This is a genomic window from Curtobacterium sp. VKM Ac-2884, from assembly GCF_015350945.1.
Classification (GTDB): Bacteria; Actinomycetota; Actinomycetes; order Actinomycetales; family Microbacteriaceae; genus Curtobacterium.
Window position 1 is genome coordinate 173,459 of sequence record NZ_JADKSA010000006.1, and the last position, 17,324, is coordinate 190,782.

Genomic DNA, 17,324 nt, shown 5'->3' on the forward strand with positions numbered 1-17,324 from the left:
ACTGACGTGCACCGACTGCGCGCGGCGACCCGACTGGGAAGTGCCGCATGACCGACCTCCTCGACCCGCTCATCCTGTCGCGGTGGCAGTTCGGTCTGACGACCATCTACCACTTCCTCTTCGTCCCGCTGACGATCGGCATGGCCGCCGTGGTGGCCGTGTTCCAGACCGCCTGGTACCGGACCGGTCGCGCGCACTACCTGCAGCTGACCCGGTTCTTCGGACGCATCTTCCTGATCAACTTCGCGATGGGCGTCGTGACGGGCATCGTGCAGGAGTTCCAGTTCGGCATGAACTGGTCGAACTACTCGCGCTTCGTCGGTGACGTCTTCGGCGCCCCCCTCGCGCTCGAGGGGATCCTGGCCTTCTTCTTCGAAGCCGCGTTCATCGGCGTCTGGATCTTCGGCTGGGACCGCTTGCCGAAGGGGCTGCACCTGGCGAGCATCTGGTGCGTGAGCGCCGGCACGATCATGTCGGCGTACTTCATCATCGCCGCGAACGCGTTCATGCAGCACCCGGTCGGCTTCTCGATGAACGAGGCCAAGGGGCGTGCGGAGCTCACCGACATCTGGGCGGTCCTCGGCAACAAGGTCGCTCTGGCAGCCTTCCCGCACACGTTGTTCGCCTGCTTCATGGTCGCCGCAGCAGTGATCATCTCGGTCGCCGCCTACCACCTGGCGCGGAACCAGAACCTCGAGACGATGATGCCGGCGCTCAAGTTCGGCATGTGGACCATGGTGGCGGCGGGTGCCCTGACGGTGCTCACCGGCGACCAGCTCGGCCTGACCATGGTCGACACCCAGCCGATGAAGATGGCCGCAGCCGAAGCGCTGTACAACACGGCGACCGGCAAGGACGCCTCGTTCTCGATCTTCACGCTCGGCACCCCCGACGGCGTGCACGAACTGTTCTCGATCCGGGTGCCCTACCTGCTGTCGTTCCTGTCCACGCACACCTTCAACGGCACGGTCGAGGGCATCAACGACCTGCAGGCGCAGTACACCCAGGTCTACGGGCCCGGCGACTACAAGCCGATCATCTGGGTCACCTACTGGTCGTTCCGCTGGATGATCGCGCTCGGCGTCGGTGCGGTCATGGTGTCGCTCGCCGGCCTCTGGCTGACCCGCAAGGGCCGCTTCCCGACGAAGCGCTGGATCTGGCGCGTCGCCACCTGGACCGTCCCGCTCCCGATGGCCGCGATGATCGTCGGCTGGATCTTCACCGAGATGGGTCGCCAGCCGTGGCTCGTGTTCGGGTTGCTCAAGACCAGCGACGGCGTCTCGCCGAACGTGACCGGGCTCGAGGTCCTCATCTCGCTCATCGTGTTCACCGTGATCTACGGCTCACTGGCGGTGGTCGAGTTCAAGCTCATCAAGAAGGTCGCGCAAGAGGGCCCTGCCGCTCCGGCAGAGGTCGACGAGGAGACCGGCGAGGTCAAGCACGAAGTGACGGTGTACTGAGATGGATCTGCCTGTCCTCTGGTTCGCGATCGTCGGCGTGTTCTTCGTCGGCTACTTCGTCCTCGACGGCTTCGACTTCGGTGTCGGCATGTCCCTGCCCTTCCTGGGCAAGGACGACACCGACCGTCGGGTGCTCATCAACACGATCGGCCCGGTCTGGGACCTCAACGAGACGTGGGTCATCGTCGCCGGCGCCTGTCTGTTCGCGGCGTTCCCCGAGTGGTACGCCACGATGTTCTCCGGGTTCTACCTGGCGCTGCTCCTCATCCTCGCGGCGCTGATCCTGCGCGGTGTCTCGTTCGAGTACCGGCACCAGAACAAGCACCTCGAGTGGAAGCGTCGCTTCGACCTGATGATCATCGTCGGGTCCGCCCTGCCGTCGTTCCTCTGGGGCGTCGCGTTCGGCAACGTCGTCCGCGGGATCCCGATGGACTCGGGGCACAACTACACGGGCACGCTCTTCGACCTGCTCAACCCGTTCGCGCTCCTGACCGGCGTGGCGACGCTGCTGGTGTTCTTCACGCACGGCGTCGTGTTCGTCGCGCTGAAGACCGAGGGTGAGATCCGCGAGCGGGCGAAGCGCCTGGCGACCCGGGCCGGCATCCTCACGATCGTCGTCGGCGCCGCGTTCCTGGTCTGGATGGCGTTCGTCCGGGCGACCCCGGCCTCGCTCGTGCTCTCGGTGGTCGCGGCGCTCGCGCTCGTCCTGGCCGTGCTCTGCAACGCCTGGGGCAAGGAGGGCCGGGCGTTCACGCTCATGGCCGTCACCATCGCCGCGATCGTGCTCGCCATGTTCACGGCGATCTTCCCGGACGTCATGCCCGCCACCAACGACCCCGCGAACAGCCTGAACGTGTACAACGCCTCGAGCGGCTCGTACACGCTGACGGTGATGAGCTGGGTGGCGCTGATCTTCGTCCCCCTCGTGTTCGCGTACCAGGCCTGGACGTACTGGGTGTTCCGCAAGCGTGTCTCGCGGGCCCAGGTCACCCAGGCCGCGCACTAGGCAGGCGACGGTGAAGCCGCTCGACCCGCGACTCCTGCGCCTGTCGCGGACGGCGCGCGGCTTCATCGTCGCGGCCGCCGGCACCGGCGTCCTCCGCACGGTCGCGACCATCGCGATCGCCTGGGGGATCGCCGCCGCCGTGACCCTCGGCATCGACGCGGTCCAGGACGGCCGTGTCCCGGGCACCTTCGGGCAGGCGCTCGCGGTGCTGGGCGGCGCGTTCGTGCTCCGTGCCGTGGCGGCCTGGGCGACCGACGACCTGGCGGCCCGCGCCGCGGCGAAGGTGAAGAGCGAGATGCGCACCACGGTGCTCGCCCGCGCCGCCGAGCGGGGTCCGTCCTGGCTGGCGGGCCGATCGAGTGCGGGGTTCGCCACCACCCTCGGGCCTGGCCTCGACGCGCTCGACGCCTACTTCGGTCGCTACCTGCCGCAGCTCGCACTCACCGCGATCGCCACGCCGCTGCTGCTGGTCGCGATCGGCCTCGGTGACCTGACGAGCGGGCTGATCATCCTGTTCGCCCTGCCGGTCATCCCGGTGTTCATGATCCTGATCGGACTCGCGACCCAGTCGTTGCAGCGGAAGCAGTCCGACGCCCTCGCCAAGCTCGGCGGCGCCTTCCTCGAGGCCGTCGAGGGCCTGGCCACCCTCAAGGTGTTCGGTCGCGCCCGGCGCCAGGTCGGCCGCATCGGCGCCGTCACGGACGAGTACCGGCGCGGAACGCTCGGGGTGCTCCGGCTGTCGTTCGTCAGCGGGTTCGCACTCGAGCTCGCCGCGAGCCTGTCCGTCGCCCTCGTCGCGGTGTCGATCGGCATCCGGCTGGTCGACGGCTCGCTCGGGCTCGGCGCCGCGATGTTCGTCCTGGTCCTCGCCCCAGAGGCGTTCGCCCCCGTCCGCCAGGTCGGCGCGGACTTCCACGCCGCCCAGGACGGCGTCGAGGCATCGGCAGCGGTCCTCGACGTCCTCGACGACGACGACACACAGTCCGCGCCGCGCGACGGTGCGGACCACACGGCGACCGCTCCGGCGGCCACGGCGTTGGCCGTGCTCGGTCTGACCGTCCGCCGGCCCGACGTGGTGATCGGCCCCCTCGACCTGCACGCCGACGCCGGCACCGTCGTCGTGCTCGCCGGCCCGAGCGGCTCGGGCAAGTCGAGCGTCATCGCCGCACTCCGCGGCGTCCTGCCGCACGACGGCACCGTGGTCGTCCCGGGCGCCGCCGGCACGACCACCGCCCAGCGCACCACCTGGGCCGACCAGCGACCCCGCCTCGTGCGCGGGACCGTCGCAGAGAACGTCGCGCTCAGCGCGACCCCCGACGCCGTGGACGTCCGGACCGCGTTGCGCGACGCGGGGCTGGGGGTCGACCCGGGCCTCCCGATCGGCGCCGGCGGCAGCGGACTGTCCGGCGGCCAGGCGCAGCGTGTCGCCGTCGCACGGGCGCTGTACCGCGCCCGCCGCGTCGGCACACCGTTGGTCCTGCTCGACGAACCGACGTCGGCGCTCGACGCCGAGGCCGAGGCCCACGTCGTCGCCGCGATCCGCGGCCTCGCAGCCGACGGCACGGTCGTCGTGGTCGCGAGCCACCGACCGGCGGTCGTGGCCCTGGCCGACGTCCGGGTCGACATCGGCACCGGTGGGTCGGTCACCGTCCGGACGGGGGTGCGCGCATGAGCCAGGAGGCCCGTGGAGCGTCGGTCCTGCGGCTCGCGATGCCGCACGGGTCGGGTTGGGCGAAGGCGGTCGCCGCCGGTGCGCTCAGTGCGGTCTGCGCCGTGGCGCTCCTCGCCGCGAGCGGCTACCTCATCACCCGCGCCGCGGAGCACCCGCCGATCCTCTACCTGACCCTCGTGATGGTCGGCGTGCGGGCGTTCGCCCTCGGGCGTGCGGCGCTGCGCTACGTCGACCGGCTCGCCGGGCACGACGCGTCCTTCCGGCAGCTCGCGGTGGTGCGCACCGAGATGTACCGGCGGCTCGCCTCGGTCGCACCGGCAGGGCTCGGCAGCACCGGCCGTGGCGACCTGATGACCCGCCTGGTCACCGACACCGACCGGCTGCAGGACCTGCCCATCCGCGTCGTCGGGCCGCTGGTGTCCGCCGGGGTCGTCGCCGTGCTGTCCGTCGTCGCGGTGGCGATCGTGTCGGTGCCGGCCGCCCTCGTGCTCGTGCTCGCCCTGGCGGTCGCGGCGCTGCTCGGGTCGGTCGTGACGCGGTCGATCGCCGAGCGCTCCGACCGTGAGACCGCGGCGGACCGTGGTCGGGTCGCGGACCTCGTGCTCGACACCGTGCGGACGCTCGACGTGTTCACTGCCTACGGCACCCTCGACGAGCGCCTGGCACACATCGCCCGTCTCGACGCCGGCGTCACCCGTGCGGTCCGCCGCCGTGGCACGGTCGAGGCGCTCGTCGGTGCCCTGGTCGGGCTGGTCGGCGGCGGCGCGGTGATCGGGATCCTGGTCGTCGGTGCACCCGCCATGGTGTCCGGGGCGCTCGACGGACCGCTCTGGGCACTGACCGTGTTCGTGCCGCTCGCGCTGTTCGAGGTCGTCGGCGGCGTCCCGCTCGCCGTCCTCACGCTGCGCCGCGTGCGCGCCGCCGCCGAGCGGGTCGAGCAGGTCGTCCCCGCACGGGTGCCCGCGGGCATCGTGCCCGAACCCGAGCAGGACGCCGACCCGGCCGAACTGACGGTGTCCGGTCCGGTCAGCGTGGCGGTGCGCGACCTGACCGTGCAGTGGCCCGGAGCCACGACGCCGGCGGTCGACGGGGTCTCGCTCGACCTGCACCCCGGCGAGGTCGTCGTGCTCGAAGGGCCGAGCGGCGCGGGGAAATCCACGCTCGTCGACGCGCTCGTCCGGTTCGTCGACCACCAGGGCTCGTACACGCTCGACGGGGTCTCGGCGAAGGACATGCACCCCGACGCCGTCCGCGCCCGCATCGGGCTCATCGAGCAGGACCCGTTCGTGTTCGACCAGTCCGTCCGACAGAACCTGCTGTTCGCCCGCGAGACCGCGACCGACGACGAGCTGCTCGCCGTGCTCGACCGGGTCGGCCTCGGCGAGTGGGTCGGGCGTCGCGGCGGGCTCGACGCGTCCGTGGGGGAGCGCGGTGGCCTCGTCTCCGGCGGACAGGCGCACCGGCTCGCCCTGGCACGCGCGCTCCTGCACGCGTTCCCGGTGCTGGTGCTCGACGAGCCCACGGCAGACATCGACCCGGACCTCGGCGACGCCGTCCTGCACGACCTCGTCACGATGGCCCGCGCAGCGGGCCGGACGGTCGTGATCGTGTCGCACGTGCCGGTCCGGGCGGATCTGGTCGACCGCACCCTGCGGATGGCCGCCGGCCGCCTCGTGACCCCCTGACGGACCGCAGGCGGTGCGGGCGGCGCGAGTCGGGCCTCCCGGCTTATATCCTTGTCAACCGTGACCACCGAGCAGCACGCCGAGGACCCGAACGCCTACGACTTCCGTCGTATCCAGGAGAAGTGGCAGCCCCGCTGGGAAGAGCTCGGGCTCTTCACCACCGACCTGGACGACACGCGTCCGCGCAAGTACATCCTCGAGATGTTCCCGTACCCGTCCGGCGACCTCCACATGGGGCACGCCGAGAACTGGGCACTCGGCGACTTCGTGGCGCGCTACTGGCGCCAGCAGGGCTTCAACGTCCTGCACCCCATCGGCTGGGACTCCTTCGGCCTGCCCGCCGAGAACGCCGCGATCAAGCGCGGGGTGGACCCGAAGGACTGGACCTACGCGAACATCGCGCAGCAGAAGGCGTCCTTCAAGCGCTACGCGCCGTCGTTCGACTGGAGCACCGAGATCCACACCTCGGACCCCGAGTACTACAAGTGGAACCAGTGGCTGTTCCTGAAGATGTACGAGAAGGGCCTGGCGTACCGCAAGGACAGCTGGGTCAACTGGGACCCGGTGGACCAGACCGTGCTCGCGAACGAGCAGGTCCTGCCCGACGGCACCTCGGACCGCTCCGGCGCCGTCGTCGTCAAGAAGAAGCTCACGCAGTGGTACTTCAAGATCACGGAGTACGCCGACCGCCTGCTCGACGACCTCAACCAGCTCGAGGGTCGGTGGCCCGCCAAGGTCATCGCGCAGCAGCGCAACTGGATCGGCCGGTCGGTCGGCGCTGACGTCGACTTCCTCATCGAGGGCCGTGACGAGCCCGTCACGGTGTTCACGACGCGCCCCGACACCATCCACGGCGTGACGTTCCTGGTCGTCGCACCGGACTCGGACCTGGCGGCGTCGCTCGTCTCGTCTGCTCCGGACGACGTCCGTGCTGCGTTCGACTCGTACCTGGTCGCCACCCAGAAGACCTCGGAGATCGACCGGCAGAACGCCGACCGCCCGAAGACCGGTGTGCCGCTCGGCCGCTTCGCGATCCACCCGCTGACGGGGGAGCACCTGCCGATCTGGGCCGCCGACTACGTGCTCGCCGACTACGGCCACGGGGCGGTCATGGCCGTGCCGGCGCACGACCAGCGCGACCTCGACTTCGCCCGGGCATTCGACCTGCCGGTGAAGGTCGTCGTCGACACCAACGCCGCGGTCACCGGAGCGATCCCGGTGATCACCGAGGACACCGAGCTGCCCGACCTCAACCCCGCCACCACGGGCGAGGCGCTGACGGGTCAGGGCCGGATGATGAACTCCGGCCCCCTCGACGGCATGTCGAAGCAGCACGCGATCACCGCCGCGATCGCACTGCTCGAGGAACGCGGGACCGGTCGCGCCGCCAAGACCTACCGCCTGCGTGACTGGCTCATCTCGCGCCAGCGCTTCTGGGGCACGCCGATCCCGATCATCTACGGCGCCGACGGCAGCGAGCACCCCGTGCCGCTCGACCAGCTGCCGGTGCGGCTGCCCGACACCGAGGGGCTCGACCTCAAGCCCAAGGGCACCTCGCCGCTCGGCGGAGCGACCGACTGGGTCAACGTCCCGAACCCCGTCGACGGCACGCCCGCGCTCCGTGACACCGACACGATGGACACCTTCGTCGACTCGTCGTGGTACTTCCTGCGCTTCCTGGCAGCGAACGACGACACCCAGGCGTTCGACCCCGCGGTCGCCCGCAAGTGGGCGCCGGTCGACCAGTACATCGGCGGGATCGAGCACGCGATCCTGCACCTGCTGTACGCGCGCTTCGTCACCAAGGTGCTCTTCGACCTCGGCTACCTCGACTTCACCGAGCCGTTCTCGGCACTGCTCAACCAGGGCATGGTGCTGTCCGGCGGCTCGAAGATGTCGAAGTCGAAGGGCGGTGTCTCGCTCGGCGACGAGCTCGACGCGAACGGCGTCGACGCGATCCGCCTGGTGATGGGCTTCGCCGGCCCGCCCGAGGACGACATCAACTGGGAGGACGTCTCCCCGTCTGCCTCGGCACGCTTCCTGGCCCGCGCTTACCGCCTGGCGACCGACGTCACGTCGACCCCCGACGTCGTCTGGGCCGAGGGTGACCGCGCCCTGCGCCAGGTGACGCACCGGTTCCTGGCCGATGCGCCGGGCCTGATGGAGTCGTTCAAATTCAACGTCGTGATCGCGCGGCTCATGGACCTGGTCAACGTGACCCGCAAGGCAATCGACAGCGGCCCCGGTGCCGCCGACCCCGCCGTGCGCGAAGCCGTCGAGACCGTCACGCTCGGCCTCGCCGTGTTCGCGCCGTACACCGGCGAGGAGATGTGGGAGCAGCTCGGGTACGAGGCCACCGTCGCGCTGCACGGTTGGCGGAAGGCCGACCCGACGCTGCTGGTGCAGGAGACCCTCACCGCCGTCGTGCAGGTGAACGGCAAGGTCCGCGACTCGTTCGAGGTGTCGAAGTCGATCGATCCCGCCGAGCTCGAGGCACTCGCGCGCAACTCGGCGAACGTGCAGCGGTACATCGGTGACCGCGAGATCGTGAAGGTCATCGTGCGGGCGCCGAAGCTCGTGAACATCGCCATCAAGGGGTAGCCCTCAGGCGGCGCGGCCGTCCACGGGGTGGGCGTCTGACCGTCCACAGGGTGGGCGTCCGACGTACCTGTCCACAGACCAGCACTCCGGAGCCCGGCCGATCGGCCGGGCTCCGTAGCGTTCGGGGCATGTCGTCGCCCTCGTCACCGGACCCTCGGTCAGTGGACGGTGCGCCCGCATCGGGACGCGTGCTCTGGTCGCGCCTGGTGCTCTCGCCGCGGGCCGCGGTGGTGCTGGCAGGGGTCGTCGTGGCTGTGGCACTCGTGGTGGTCTTGGTCGGGTCGCTGCCGGGGCGCGGTGGTGCGGGGGCGGGCGGGGTCGTCGTCAGTGGTGTGCCCACCGCCGGTGCACCCACTGTCGGTGCGCCGACCGCCGGTGTGCCGTCCGCCGGTGCGCCGTCCGCCGGCGGGCCGACCGCTGGGTCGTCGAGCGCTGGTCCTGCGTCCGGTGGGGAAGCGGCTGCCACTGGTGCGGGTCGTGTGGTGGTGCACGTGCTCGGGGCGGTCGAGCGCGACGGCGTGGTGCGCCTGCCGCCGTCGAGCCGAGTCACCGACGCGATCGAGCGGGCCGGCGGCGCGACGGCGGACGCGGACCTTGACCGACTGAACCTGGCGCGGGTCCTGACCGACGGCGAGTGGCTGTACGTGCCGCGCGTGGGCCAGGACGAGGTGCCGGCGGCGCTCGATCCGGTCGGCGGCGGTGCGGCCGCAGCGAGCGGCGGCAGGGACGGCGGTACGGGCGCCGCGGGTGCTTCCGGAACCGGTGCTGACTCCGTCGTCGACCTGAACAGTGCCGACCAGGCTGCGCTCGAGACCCTGCCCGGCATCGGTCCGGGGTTGGCCGGCCGGATCCTCGCCTGGCGCGACGATCACGGCCGGTTCACCGCGGTCGAGGACCTGCTCGACGTCAGCGGCATCGGCGACGTCCGGTTCGCTGAGCTTCGTGACCGCGTGCGGGTCTGAGCCGTGCCCGTGCAGCTGCGGCCGAGCGCGACGGACCTGGGGGTGGCGGTGCCGGTGGCGGTCGCCTGGATCGTGACGACCGTGCTCGTCGGGGGACCGGCGGCAGCGCCCGTGGTCGGGATCGTGGCCGCCGTACTGGCCGTGCTGGCCGGAGGGAGTGCGATCGTCGCGAGTCGTCGTCGCTCGGGCCGTCGATGCCGCACCGTGACCGCCGGTGCCGGCCCGGTGCTCGTCGCGGCGGCGCTGACCGCGTTGCTCGCCGTGTCGGTCACCGTGGGGGAGACCCGACGAACGCCGGAGGTGCTCCGGGCCCCCGCGTCCGGGGCGGGCACCGTCTCGTTCGAAGCGGCCCTGTCGCGCGACCTGGGCCCGGGTGACCGCTCGGTGCTCGCGACGCTCGAGCGTGCCGACACGGTGCGTGCGCTCCGGGTACCGGTCCGGCTCGTGCCGCCGGGCGACGGTGCGCTCGTGCCGTCGGGTGACGATCACGACCGCGTGCTGGCCGCGGGAACGCGGGTGACCGGCTCCGGGACGCTCGAGGCCGACGTCCCCGGGTCCACGACCGCGTTCGTGCTGTTCCTCCGGGGGGTGCCCGCCACCGAGCCACCCGGCGGACTGCTCGGAGTCACCGACACCGCCCGCCGGGCTTTAGTCCGTGCGACGGCCGACCTGCCCGAGCCCGGAGCCGCACTCCTGCGTGGCCTGGCGATCGGCGACCGGTCCGGTCTCGACGCAGCGACCGAGGCAGCGATGGAGACCTCGGCGCTGACCCACCTGACCGCGGTGTCCGGGTCGAACTGCGCGGTGATCGTCGGCCTGGTGGTGGTGGTCGGCCGACTCTGCGGGGCGCCGCGGTGGGTCCGGGCAGCGTCAGCCGTCGCCGTGCTGCTCGCGTTCGTGGTGCTCGTGCGGCCCGACCCGTCGATCGTCCGGGCCACCGTGATGGCGGTCGTCGTGCTGGTCGTGCACCTGTCCGGTCGCCCCGTTCGCGGTCTACCGCTCATCGCCCTGGCCGCGATCGGCATGCTGGTGGTCGATCCCTGGTTCTCGCGGTCGTTCGGGTTCGCGCTGTCGGTGCTCGCCACGACCGGCATCGTGGTGCTCGGACCACCGCTCACCACGCTCTTCGCCCGACGGCTGTGGCCACCGGCGGCCGCTGCCCTCGCCGTGCCGGTGGCGGCGCAGGTCGCCTGCTGGCCCGTGACGATCCCGCTGTCCGCGGCGCTGCCGACCTACGCGGTGCCGGCGAACCTGCTGGCCGAGCCCCTGGCACCGATCGTCACCGTCGTCGGCCTCGGTGCGTGTCTGCTCGCGCCGGTCTGGCCGTGGGGTGGGTCGGTCCTGGCAGCCGTTGCCTGGGCCCCCGCGTCGGCAGTCGGCGGCATCGCCCACGGTGCAGCGCTGCTGCCGTACGCGTCGGCGCCGTGGCCGGGTGGAGTCGTCGGGGTGGTCGGCGCCGTGGTCGTCAGCGCGAGCCTCGCGGTCGCCGTGCTGAGCACTCCGACGGTGCGGAGCCGCCTGTTGCTCGTCGCGGGAGTCGTCGTCGTGGTCGGTGTCGCCGCCGTCGCGGTTCCCGTCCTGGTCGTGCGCGGTTCCGTCCCGGGCACCTGGGCGGTCACGGCGTGCGACGTCGGACAGGGCGACGCCGTGCTGGTCCGTGGCGGCGACAGCACGGCTCTGATCGACACCGGGGACGATCCTGGTCGCCTCCGGGCATGCCTCGACCTGCTGGGGGTCCGCCGGATCGACCTGCTCGTCCTCACGCACTTCGACCGCGACCACGTGGGAGCGGTGGACGAGGTCACGGGCATCGTCGACACGGCGCTCGTCGGACCCGTCGGCCGTGCGTCGGACAGCCGCGTCGTGCAGGACCTGCAGCGCGGTGGCGTCGACGTCCGGCAGGCCGACGACCGGGTGTCCGGCGTGCTCGGGCCGCTCGGTTGGCGCGTGGTGTGGCCGCGGGCGGGCAGCCCGGACGCCGGCAACGACGCGAGCATCGTGCTCGTGACCGAGCCGCTGCCGGGCGACGACTGCCCCACGTGCGTGTCCGGGGTGTTCCTCGGCGACCTGGGGGAGACCGCCCAGCGTCGGGTCCGCTCCGGTGGTGCGCTTCCCGACGGCCCCGTCGACGTCGTGAAGGTCTCGCACCACGGTTCGGCCGACCAGGACCCGCTGCTGTACCGGCAGCTCGCGGCCCGCGTCGGACTCGTCGGCGTCGGCGCGGACAACACCTACGGCCACCCGACACGGTCGGCGTTGTCGATGCTCGCATCGTCCGGGACCGCCACGTACCGCACCGATGAACTCGGGACCGTCGTGGTGGGTCGGGCGGGCGCCGACGACCTGCGGGTGTGGACGGAGCACACGCCGTCGGTGGCCGCCCGTAGGATCGTCGGAGCACTCGTCGCACCGGCACCGTCCGGGTCGGCACCACCGGAAGGACCGCATGCCCGCCAAGAAGCCCGCGCGCGCCGCAGCGAAGATCGACCAGGTCCCGTGGTCGGGGATCCGCCCGGCCCCGGTCGTGCTCGTCACCGGGCCCGAGGCGTTCCTGGCGGACCGGGCCAGCAGCGTGCTCAAGGACCTGCTCGTGGGCGAGGACCCGGCGCTCGAGGTGCACGACCTCGAGGCCGACCAGTACGCTCCCGGGCTGCTCGCGACCCTCGCCAGCCCGTCGTTGTTCGGCGAGCCGCGACTCGTGCGGATCACCAACGTCGAGAAGTGCACCGACGCCTTCATCACCGAGACCATCTCGTACCTGCAGGCCCCGGCCGACGACGTCACCCTGGTGCTCCGGCACGGCGGCGGGGTGCGCGGCAAGAAGCTGCTCGACACGATCCGCAGCGGGGTCGGCGGTGGGGTCGAGGTCCTGTGCGACGAGCTCAAGCGCGAGACGGACCGCATCGAATTCGTGAACGCGGAGTTCCGCGCCGCCCGACGCAAGATCGCGCCGTCCGCGGTCCGCACCCTCGTGGTCGCCTTCGCGGACGACCTCGCCGAGCTCGCCGCTGCGTGCCGGCAGCTCCTGGCGGACGAAGCGCAGGAGATCACCGACAAGGTCGTCGACAAGTACTACGGCGGTCGCGTCGAGACGAACGCGTTCAAGGTGGCCGACATCGCCCTGGCCGGACGGTCCGCTCCGGCGATCGTCGAGTTGCGGCACGCCCTGGCCACGGGCGAAGCCCCCGTTCCGATCGTCGCGGCGTTCGCGAGCAAGATCCGCACGATGGCGAAGGTCAGCGCGTTCCGCGGGCCGAGCGGTCAGGCGGCGTCGGCGCTCGGCATGGCCCCGTGGCAGGTGCAGCGCGCGCAGCGTGACGTCGCATCGTGGAGTGAGACGGGTCTTGCGAACGCGATCACGAGCATCGCCGAGGCGGACACCGCGGTCAAGGGCGGCTCGCGCGACGCGCACTACGCACTCGAGGTCATGGTCCGCACCATCGCCCGACGCGGCGAGGCGCGCTGAGGCGACCCGCGCCTCCCGGTCGTCGCTCGCGCGTCGCGCGCCCACACCCGCGCACTTGGTGAGCAGAAATGGTCGAGTGCCGACTTGCCACCCGACCATTTCTGCTCACGAAGCGTGCCGCCCGCCCACGCCGCCCACGCCCCACGCACGCCCCCGCACACGACGAAGGCCCCGCACCGAACGGTGCGGGGCCTTCGTGCAGCGCTCAGGAGATCAGAGCGACGCAACCTTCTTCGCGATGGCCGACTTGCGGTTCGCGGCCTGGTTGCGGTGGATGACACCCTTGCTCACGGCCTTGTCGAGCTTCTTCGACGCGGTGGCCAGGGCGGCAACGGCCTTGTCCTTGTCGCCAGCGGCAACGGCGTCGTTGGTGTGACGGATGAACGTCTTCAGCTCCGACTTGTAGGCCTTGTTGCGCTCGGTGGCCTTGAGGTTGGTCTTGATGCGCTTGATCTGCGACTTGATGTTCGCCATGTGTAGCTCCTGCTTCGTCTCGTACGGGTGGGCGCGACCGCGGGGTAGAGGGGCCCTCGGTCGCATCGCGTTCCACCCGTGGGCGGGGAACGCGCAAGCCAGCCACCAACATTACCAGGCGAACGGCCCGCCACCAAAGCACGAAACACCGCCGGATCGGCGTGATCTCGCGGCAACACGCACCGGATACGGTGACGGCATGCCATCCCTCGCGCCTCGGATCGACACCGTGCCCGCCTCCGGCATCCGGAGGGTCTTCGAGCAGGCAGCGCTGCTGCAGTCCGCCGGCACCCCGGTCACGATGCTCGTGATCGGCGAACCGGACGTGCCCGTGGCGCCTCACATCGGTGACGCGGCCCGTCGCGCGTGGACCGAGGACCGGACCGGCTACACACCGAACGGCGGCATCGCGCCCCTGCGCGAGGCGATCCGCGACAAGCTCCGCCGCGAGAACCGCATCGAGGCGGACCTCGAACAGATCTGGACGACGATCGGTGCGACGCAGGCCCTGTTCCAGGCGATGACGCTGACGCTGAGCCCCGGCGACGAGGTCCTCGTGCCGGACCCCGGCTACACGACCTTCACGATGAACGCGCACATCCTCGGAGCCACGCCGGTGCCGTACCGGCTCGAACCGCAGCACGGGTTCGAGCCAGACCTCGAGGCACTCGAGGCGAGCGTCACCGAGCGCACCCGCGTGCTCGTGGTGAACTCGCCGTCGAACCCGCTCGGCTCGGTGTTCGGCGAGGACACCCTGCGCGCGCTGCTCTCCTTCGCGAAGCGGCACGACCTGTGGGTGATCAGCGACGAGGTCTACGAGTACTTCACCTACGGCACCCGCCACGTCAGCCTGGCTGCGCTCGACGAGGACGACCGGGTGTTCTCCGCGTTCTCGCTGAGCAAGACCTACGCCATGACGGGTGTCCGGGTCGGGTACCTCGTGACGCCGAAGGGCCTCGGGCCGACGATGCGCACCACGCAGGAGGCGATGATCAGCTGCGTCGCCGAACCCGACCAGTACGCGGCGCTGGCGGCGATCGTGGGGGACCACTCCGCGGTGCGCGACGCCCGCGAGCACTACCGCGCGAACCTCGAGGTCGCGAAGGAGGTCCTCGACGCCGCCGGCATCCGGTACCTCGACCCGCGCGGCGCCTTCTACCTCTGGGTCGACGTGTCGCACGCCTCGGACGGCGACGTCGCGGCGTGGGCGCTCGGCCTCCTGCAGCGCGAAGCCGTCGCGGTCGCGCCCGGCAGCGCGTTCGGCCGCACCGGCGAGGGCTGGATCCGCGTCTGCCTGGCCGCCACCCCCGACGACCTGCGGCGCGGCCTGGGCGTGCTGCCCACACCGGCGCACGCCTCCGTCTGACGGGCGATCGCGGCCAGGAGGCCCGGTGCCGGTCGGCGCGACAGCGCACGGTGCGCAGTCCTCCACCTGGTGCGAGGATGCTCGCCCCGTGCCGCGCAGCATGCGGTCACGGGGCGGTCAACCGCGCACGGGCCCTGCTGACCTCGCACCGTGCGGGGCCAGCACGCCGGCGCGATGGCGTACCAAGCGCGCGTCGCATGGACCCGCGCAGCCGCGCCGTGCCTCCAGAGCGGGTGAAGCATGGGAGACTGGGCCGACCGTCCGACCCACCTGAGGAACCGTGAGCCCACAAGCATCCGCTCCGCTCGAGCCCGCCGCGACCCCGGCCGGCGCGATCCGCAACTTCTGCATCATCGCGCACATCGACCACGGCAAGTCCACGCTGGCCGACCGCATGCTGCAGATGACCGGCGTCGTCGAGGAGCGCGCGATGCGCGCGCAGTACCTCGACCGCATGGACATCGAGCGCGAGCGCGGCATCACGATCAAGTCGCAGGCGGTCCGCATGCCGTGGGAACTCGACGGTGAGACCTTCGCGCTCAACATGATCGACACACCCGGGCACGTCGACTTCTCGTACGAGGTCTCGCGTTCCCTGGCAGCGTGCGAGGGCGCGATCCTGCTCGTCGACGCCGCCCAGGGCATCGAGGCGCAGACGCTGGCGAACCTGTACCTGGCGCTCGAGAACGACCTCGAGATCATCCCGGTGCTCAACAAGATCGACCTGCCGGCAGCCGAACCCGAGAAGTACGCGGCCGAGCTCGCGCAGCTCATCGGCGGCAAGCCGGAGGACGTCCTGCGGGTCTCCGGCAAGACCGGCGTCGGCGTCCCCGAGCTCCTCGACCTGGTGGTCCGGCGCGTACCGGCACCGGTCGGTGACGTCGAGGCCGCGCCGCGCGCGATGATCTTCGACTCGGTCTACGACAGCTACCGCGGTGTCGTCACGTACATCCGGATGATCGACGGCTCGATCAAGCCGCGCGAGAAGGTCCAGATGATGTCGACCAAGTCGACGCACGAGATCCTCGAGATCGGGGTGTCGAGCCCCGAGCCGATCCCGACGAAGGGGCTCTCCGTCGGCGAGGTCGGGTACCTCATCACCGGTGTGAAGGACGTCCGCCAGTCCAAGGTCGGCGACACCGTCACGAGCGCGCAGAAGCCCGCGACCGACGCCCTGCCCGGCTACACGGACCCGAAGCCGATGGTGTTCTCGGGTCTGTACCCGATCGACGGGTCGGACTACCCGGACCTCCGCGACGCGCTCGACAAGCTCAAGCTCTCCGACGCGGCCCTGGTCTACGAGCCCGAGACGTCCGTGGCACTCGGCTTCGGGTTCCGCTGCGGGTTCCTCGGGCTGCTGCACCTCGAGATCATCACCGAGCGGCTCTCGCGCGAGTTCGGCCTCGACCTCATCACGACCGCGCCCAGCGTGATCTACGAGGTCACGAACGAGGACAACTCCGTGACCGAGGTCACGAACCCGTCCGAGTTCCCCGGCGGCCGCATCGTCGAGGTCCGTGAGCCCATGGTCCGCGCGGCGATCCTGGCCCCGAAGGACTACGTCGGCGCGATCATGGAGCTGTGCCAGTCGCGCCGCGGCTCGCTGCTCGGCATGGAGTACCTCGGCGAGGACCGCGTCGAGATCCGCTACGAGATGCCCCTCGGCGAGATCGTGTTCGACTTCTTCGACCAGCTGAAGAGCAAGACGCAGGGCTACGCCTCGCTCGACTACGAGCCCATCGGTGACCAGGCAGCCGACCTCGTGAAGGTCGACATCCTGCTGCAGGGCGACCAGGTCGACGCGTTCAGCGCGATCGTGCACCGCGACAAGGCCTACGCCTACGGCACGCTGATGACCGAACGGCTGCGCAAGCTCATCCCGCGCCAGCAGTTCGAGGTCCCGATCCAGGCGGCCATCGGCGCGCGGATCATCGCCCGCGAGAGCATCCGCGCGATGCGCAAGGACGTCCTGGCGAAGTGCTACGGCGGTGACATCACCCGCAAGCGCAAGCTCCTCGAGAAGCAGAAGGAGGGCAAGAAGCGCATGAAGACCATCGGTCGGGTCGAGGTCCCGCAGGAAGCCTTCATCGCAGCGCTCTCCGGCGACGTGGAAGAGAAGAAGAAGTAGCGACGGGTCAGCGGGTCCGAGTGGCCCGCGCCCGCAGCACGGCCAGGCAGAGGGCCGGGAGGCTCGCGGCGGCCAGTCCCGCCAGTGCGGTCCGTAGGATGACCAGCCCGGCGGCCGCACCGAAGTCCGTCTGCTGGGTCGCGGCGATCCCGGACACCACTGCCCCGAGGGCCAGGACGATCGTCACGGCGCCGAGCCACTGCGGCATCCGCGTGGCCCGGTGCCGCCGCACGGCGGACACGAGGCTGGCGCCGAACAGCAGGACCCCGGCTCCGGCGCAGCACGCACCGACCGCGGCGATCGCGTTCGCGGTGTCGAACGCGTCCCACTGCGCGGCCGGCACGGCGACGTACCGCGCCGAGGAGCCGATGCTCGCCGTCGTCGCGTCGACCAGGACACGCGCGAGTGCGGCGGCGCCGAAGGCGACGAGCGTGAGCGCGGCGAGCGTCGCGGTCCGACGGTCGACGGACCGCCAGGGCGCGGGGGTGGAGCGGGGCACGCTGC

11 protein-coding genes and 1 pseudogene are annotated in these 17,324 nt (G+C 71.3%); 10 read left to right on the plus strand and 2 right to left on the minus strand.

The annotated features are described in order from the left end of the window. Positions 1 to 47: 47 nt before the first annotated feature. From ITJ60_RS16500 to holA, 8 genes and pseudogenes are all read left to right on the plus strand, one after another. Entirely contained in the window at positions 48 to 1,460 is a 1,413-nt protein-coding gene (locus ITJ60_RS16500) for a cytochrome ubiquinol oxidase subunit I (protein WP_131920548.1), read from the plus strand. A 1-nt stretch (position 1,461) separates the two neighbouring features. Then, positions 1,462 to 2,466, plus strand: a complete 1,005-nt coding sequence (cydB, locus tag ITJ60_RS16505; protein WP_123340389.1) for a cytochrome d ubiquinol oxidase subunit II — start codon at positions 1,462 to 1,464, stop codon at positions 2,464 to 2,466. Between the two features lie 10 nt (positions 2,467 to 2,476). Continuing rightward, positions 2,477 to 4,138: a thiol reductant ABC exporter subunit CydD gene (gene cydD / locus ITJ60_RS16510; RefSeq protein ID WP_194648720.1), complete on the plus strand. Its 1,662-nt coding sequence runs from the start codon at positions 2,477 to 2,479 to the stop codon at positions 4,136 to 4,138. Then, positions 4,135 to 5,823 carry a thiol reductant ABC exporter subunit CydC gene (cydC, locus tag ITJ60_RS16515; protein ID WP_194648721.1) on the plus strand — a complete coding sequence of 563 codons (1,689 nt, stop codon included), beginning with the start codon at positions 4,135 to 4,137 and terminating at the stop codon, positions 5,821 to 5,823. The genes cydD and cydC overlap by 4 nt, the downstream gene beginning before the upstream one ends. A gap of 60 nt (positions 5,824 to 5,883) precedes the next feature. After that, complete coding sequence (leuS, locus tag ITJ60_RS16520) at positions 5,884 to 8,424, plus strand: leucine--tRNA ligase (protein WP_194648722.1); 2,541 nt, start codon at positions 5,884 to 5,886, stop codon at positions 8,422 to 8,424. 161 nt (positions 8,425 to 8,585) lie between these two features. Next, complete coding sequence (locus ITJ60_RS16525; RefSeq protein WP_194648723.1) at positions 8,586 to 9,386, plus strand: helix-hairpin-helix domain-containing protein; 801 nt, start codon at positions 8,586 to 8,588, stop codon at positions 9,384 to 9,386. Positions 9,387 to 9,974: 588 nt separating this feature from the next. Then, positions 9,975 to 11,210 (plus strand): annotated as a pseudogene (locus ITJ60_RS19455) (ComEC/Rec2 family competence protein); the annotation flags it as partial. 622 nt (positions 11,211 to 11,832) lie between these two features. Further along, positions 11,833 to 12,852 (plus strand): DNA polymerase III subunit delta, encoded by a 1,020-nt coding sequence (gene holA / locus ITJ60_RS16540; RefSeq protein ID WP_194648724.1) that lies wholly within the window; start codon positions 11,833 to 11,835, stop codon positions 12,850 to 12,852. Positions 12,853 to 13,065: 213 nt separating this feature from the next. On the opposite strand, the gene rpsT is transcribed toward holA, so the two are convergent. Beyond that, positions 13,066 to 13,326, minus strand: coding sequence for a 30S ribosomal protein S20 (gene rpsT, locus ITJ60_RS16545; protein ID WP_111085752.1), 261 nt, complete (start codon positions 13,324 to 13,326; stop codon positions 13,066 to 13,068). Positions 13,327 to 13,525: 199 nt separating this feature from the next. On the opposite strand from rpsT, the gene ITJ60_RS16550 reads away from it, so the two are divergent. Continuing rightward, positions 13,526 to 14,692, plus strand: coding sequence for a pyridoxal phosphate-dependent aminotransferase (locus ITJ60_RS16550; protein WP_194648725.1), 1,167 nt, complete (start codon positions 13,526 to 13,528; stop codon positions 14,690 to 14,692). Between the two features lie 280 nt (positions 14,693 to 14,972). After that, positions 14,973 to 16,820, plus strand: a complete 1,848-nt coding sequence (gene lepA / locus ITJ60_RS16555; protein ID WP_111085750.1) for a translation elongation factor 4 — start codon at positions 14,973 to 14,975, stop codon at positions 16,818 to 16,820. A gap of 7 nt (positions 16,821 to 16,827) precedes the next feature. On the opposite strand, the gene ITJ60_RS16560 is transcribed toward lepA, so the two are convergent. Then, positions 16,828 to 17,319 (minus strand): hypothetical protein, encoded by a 492-nt coding sequence (locus ITJ60_RS16560; protein ID WP_194648726.1) that lies wholly within the window; start codon positions 17,317 to 17,319, stop codon positions 16,828 to 16,830. Positions 17,320 to 17,324 lie beyond the last annotated feature (5 nt).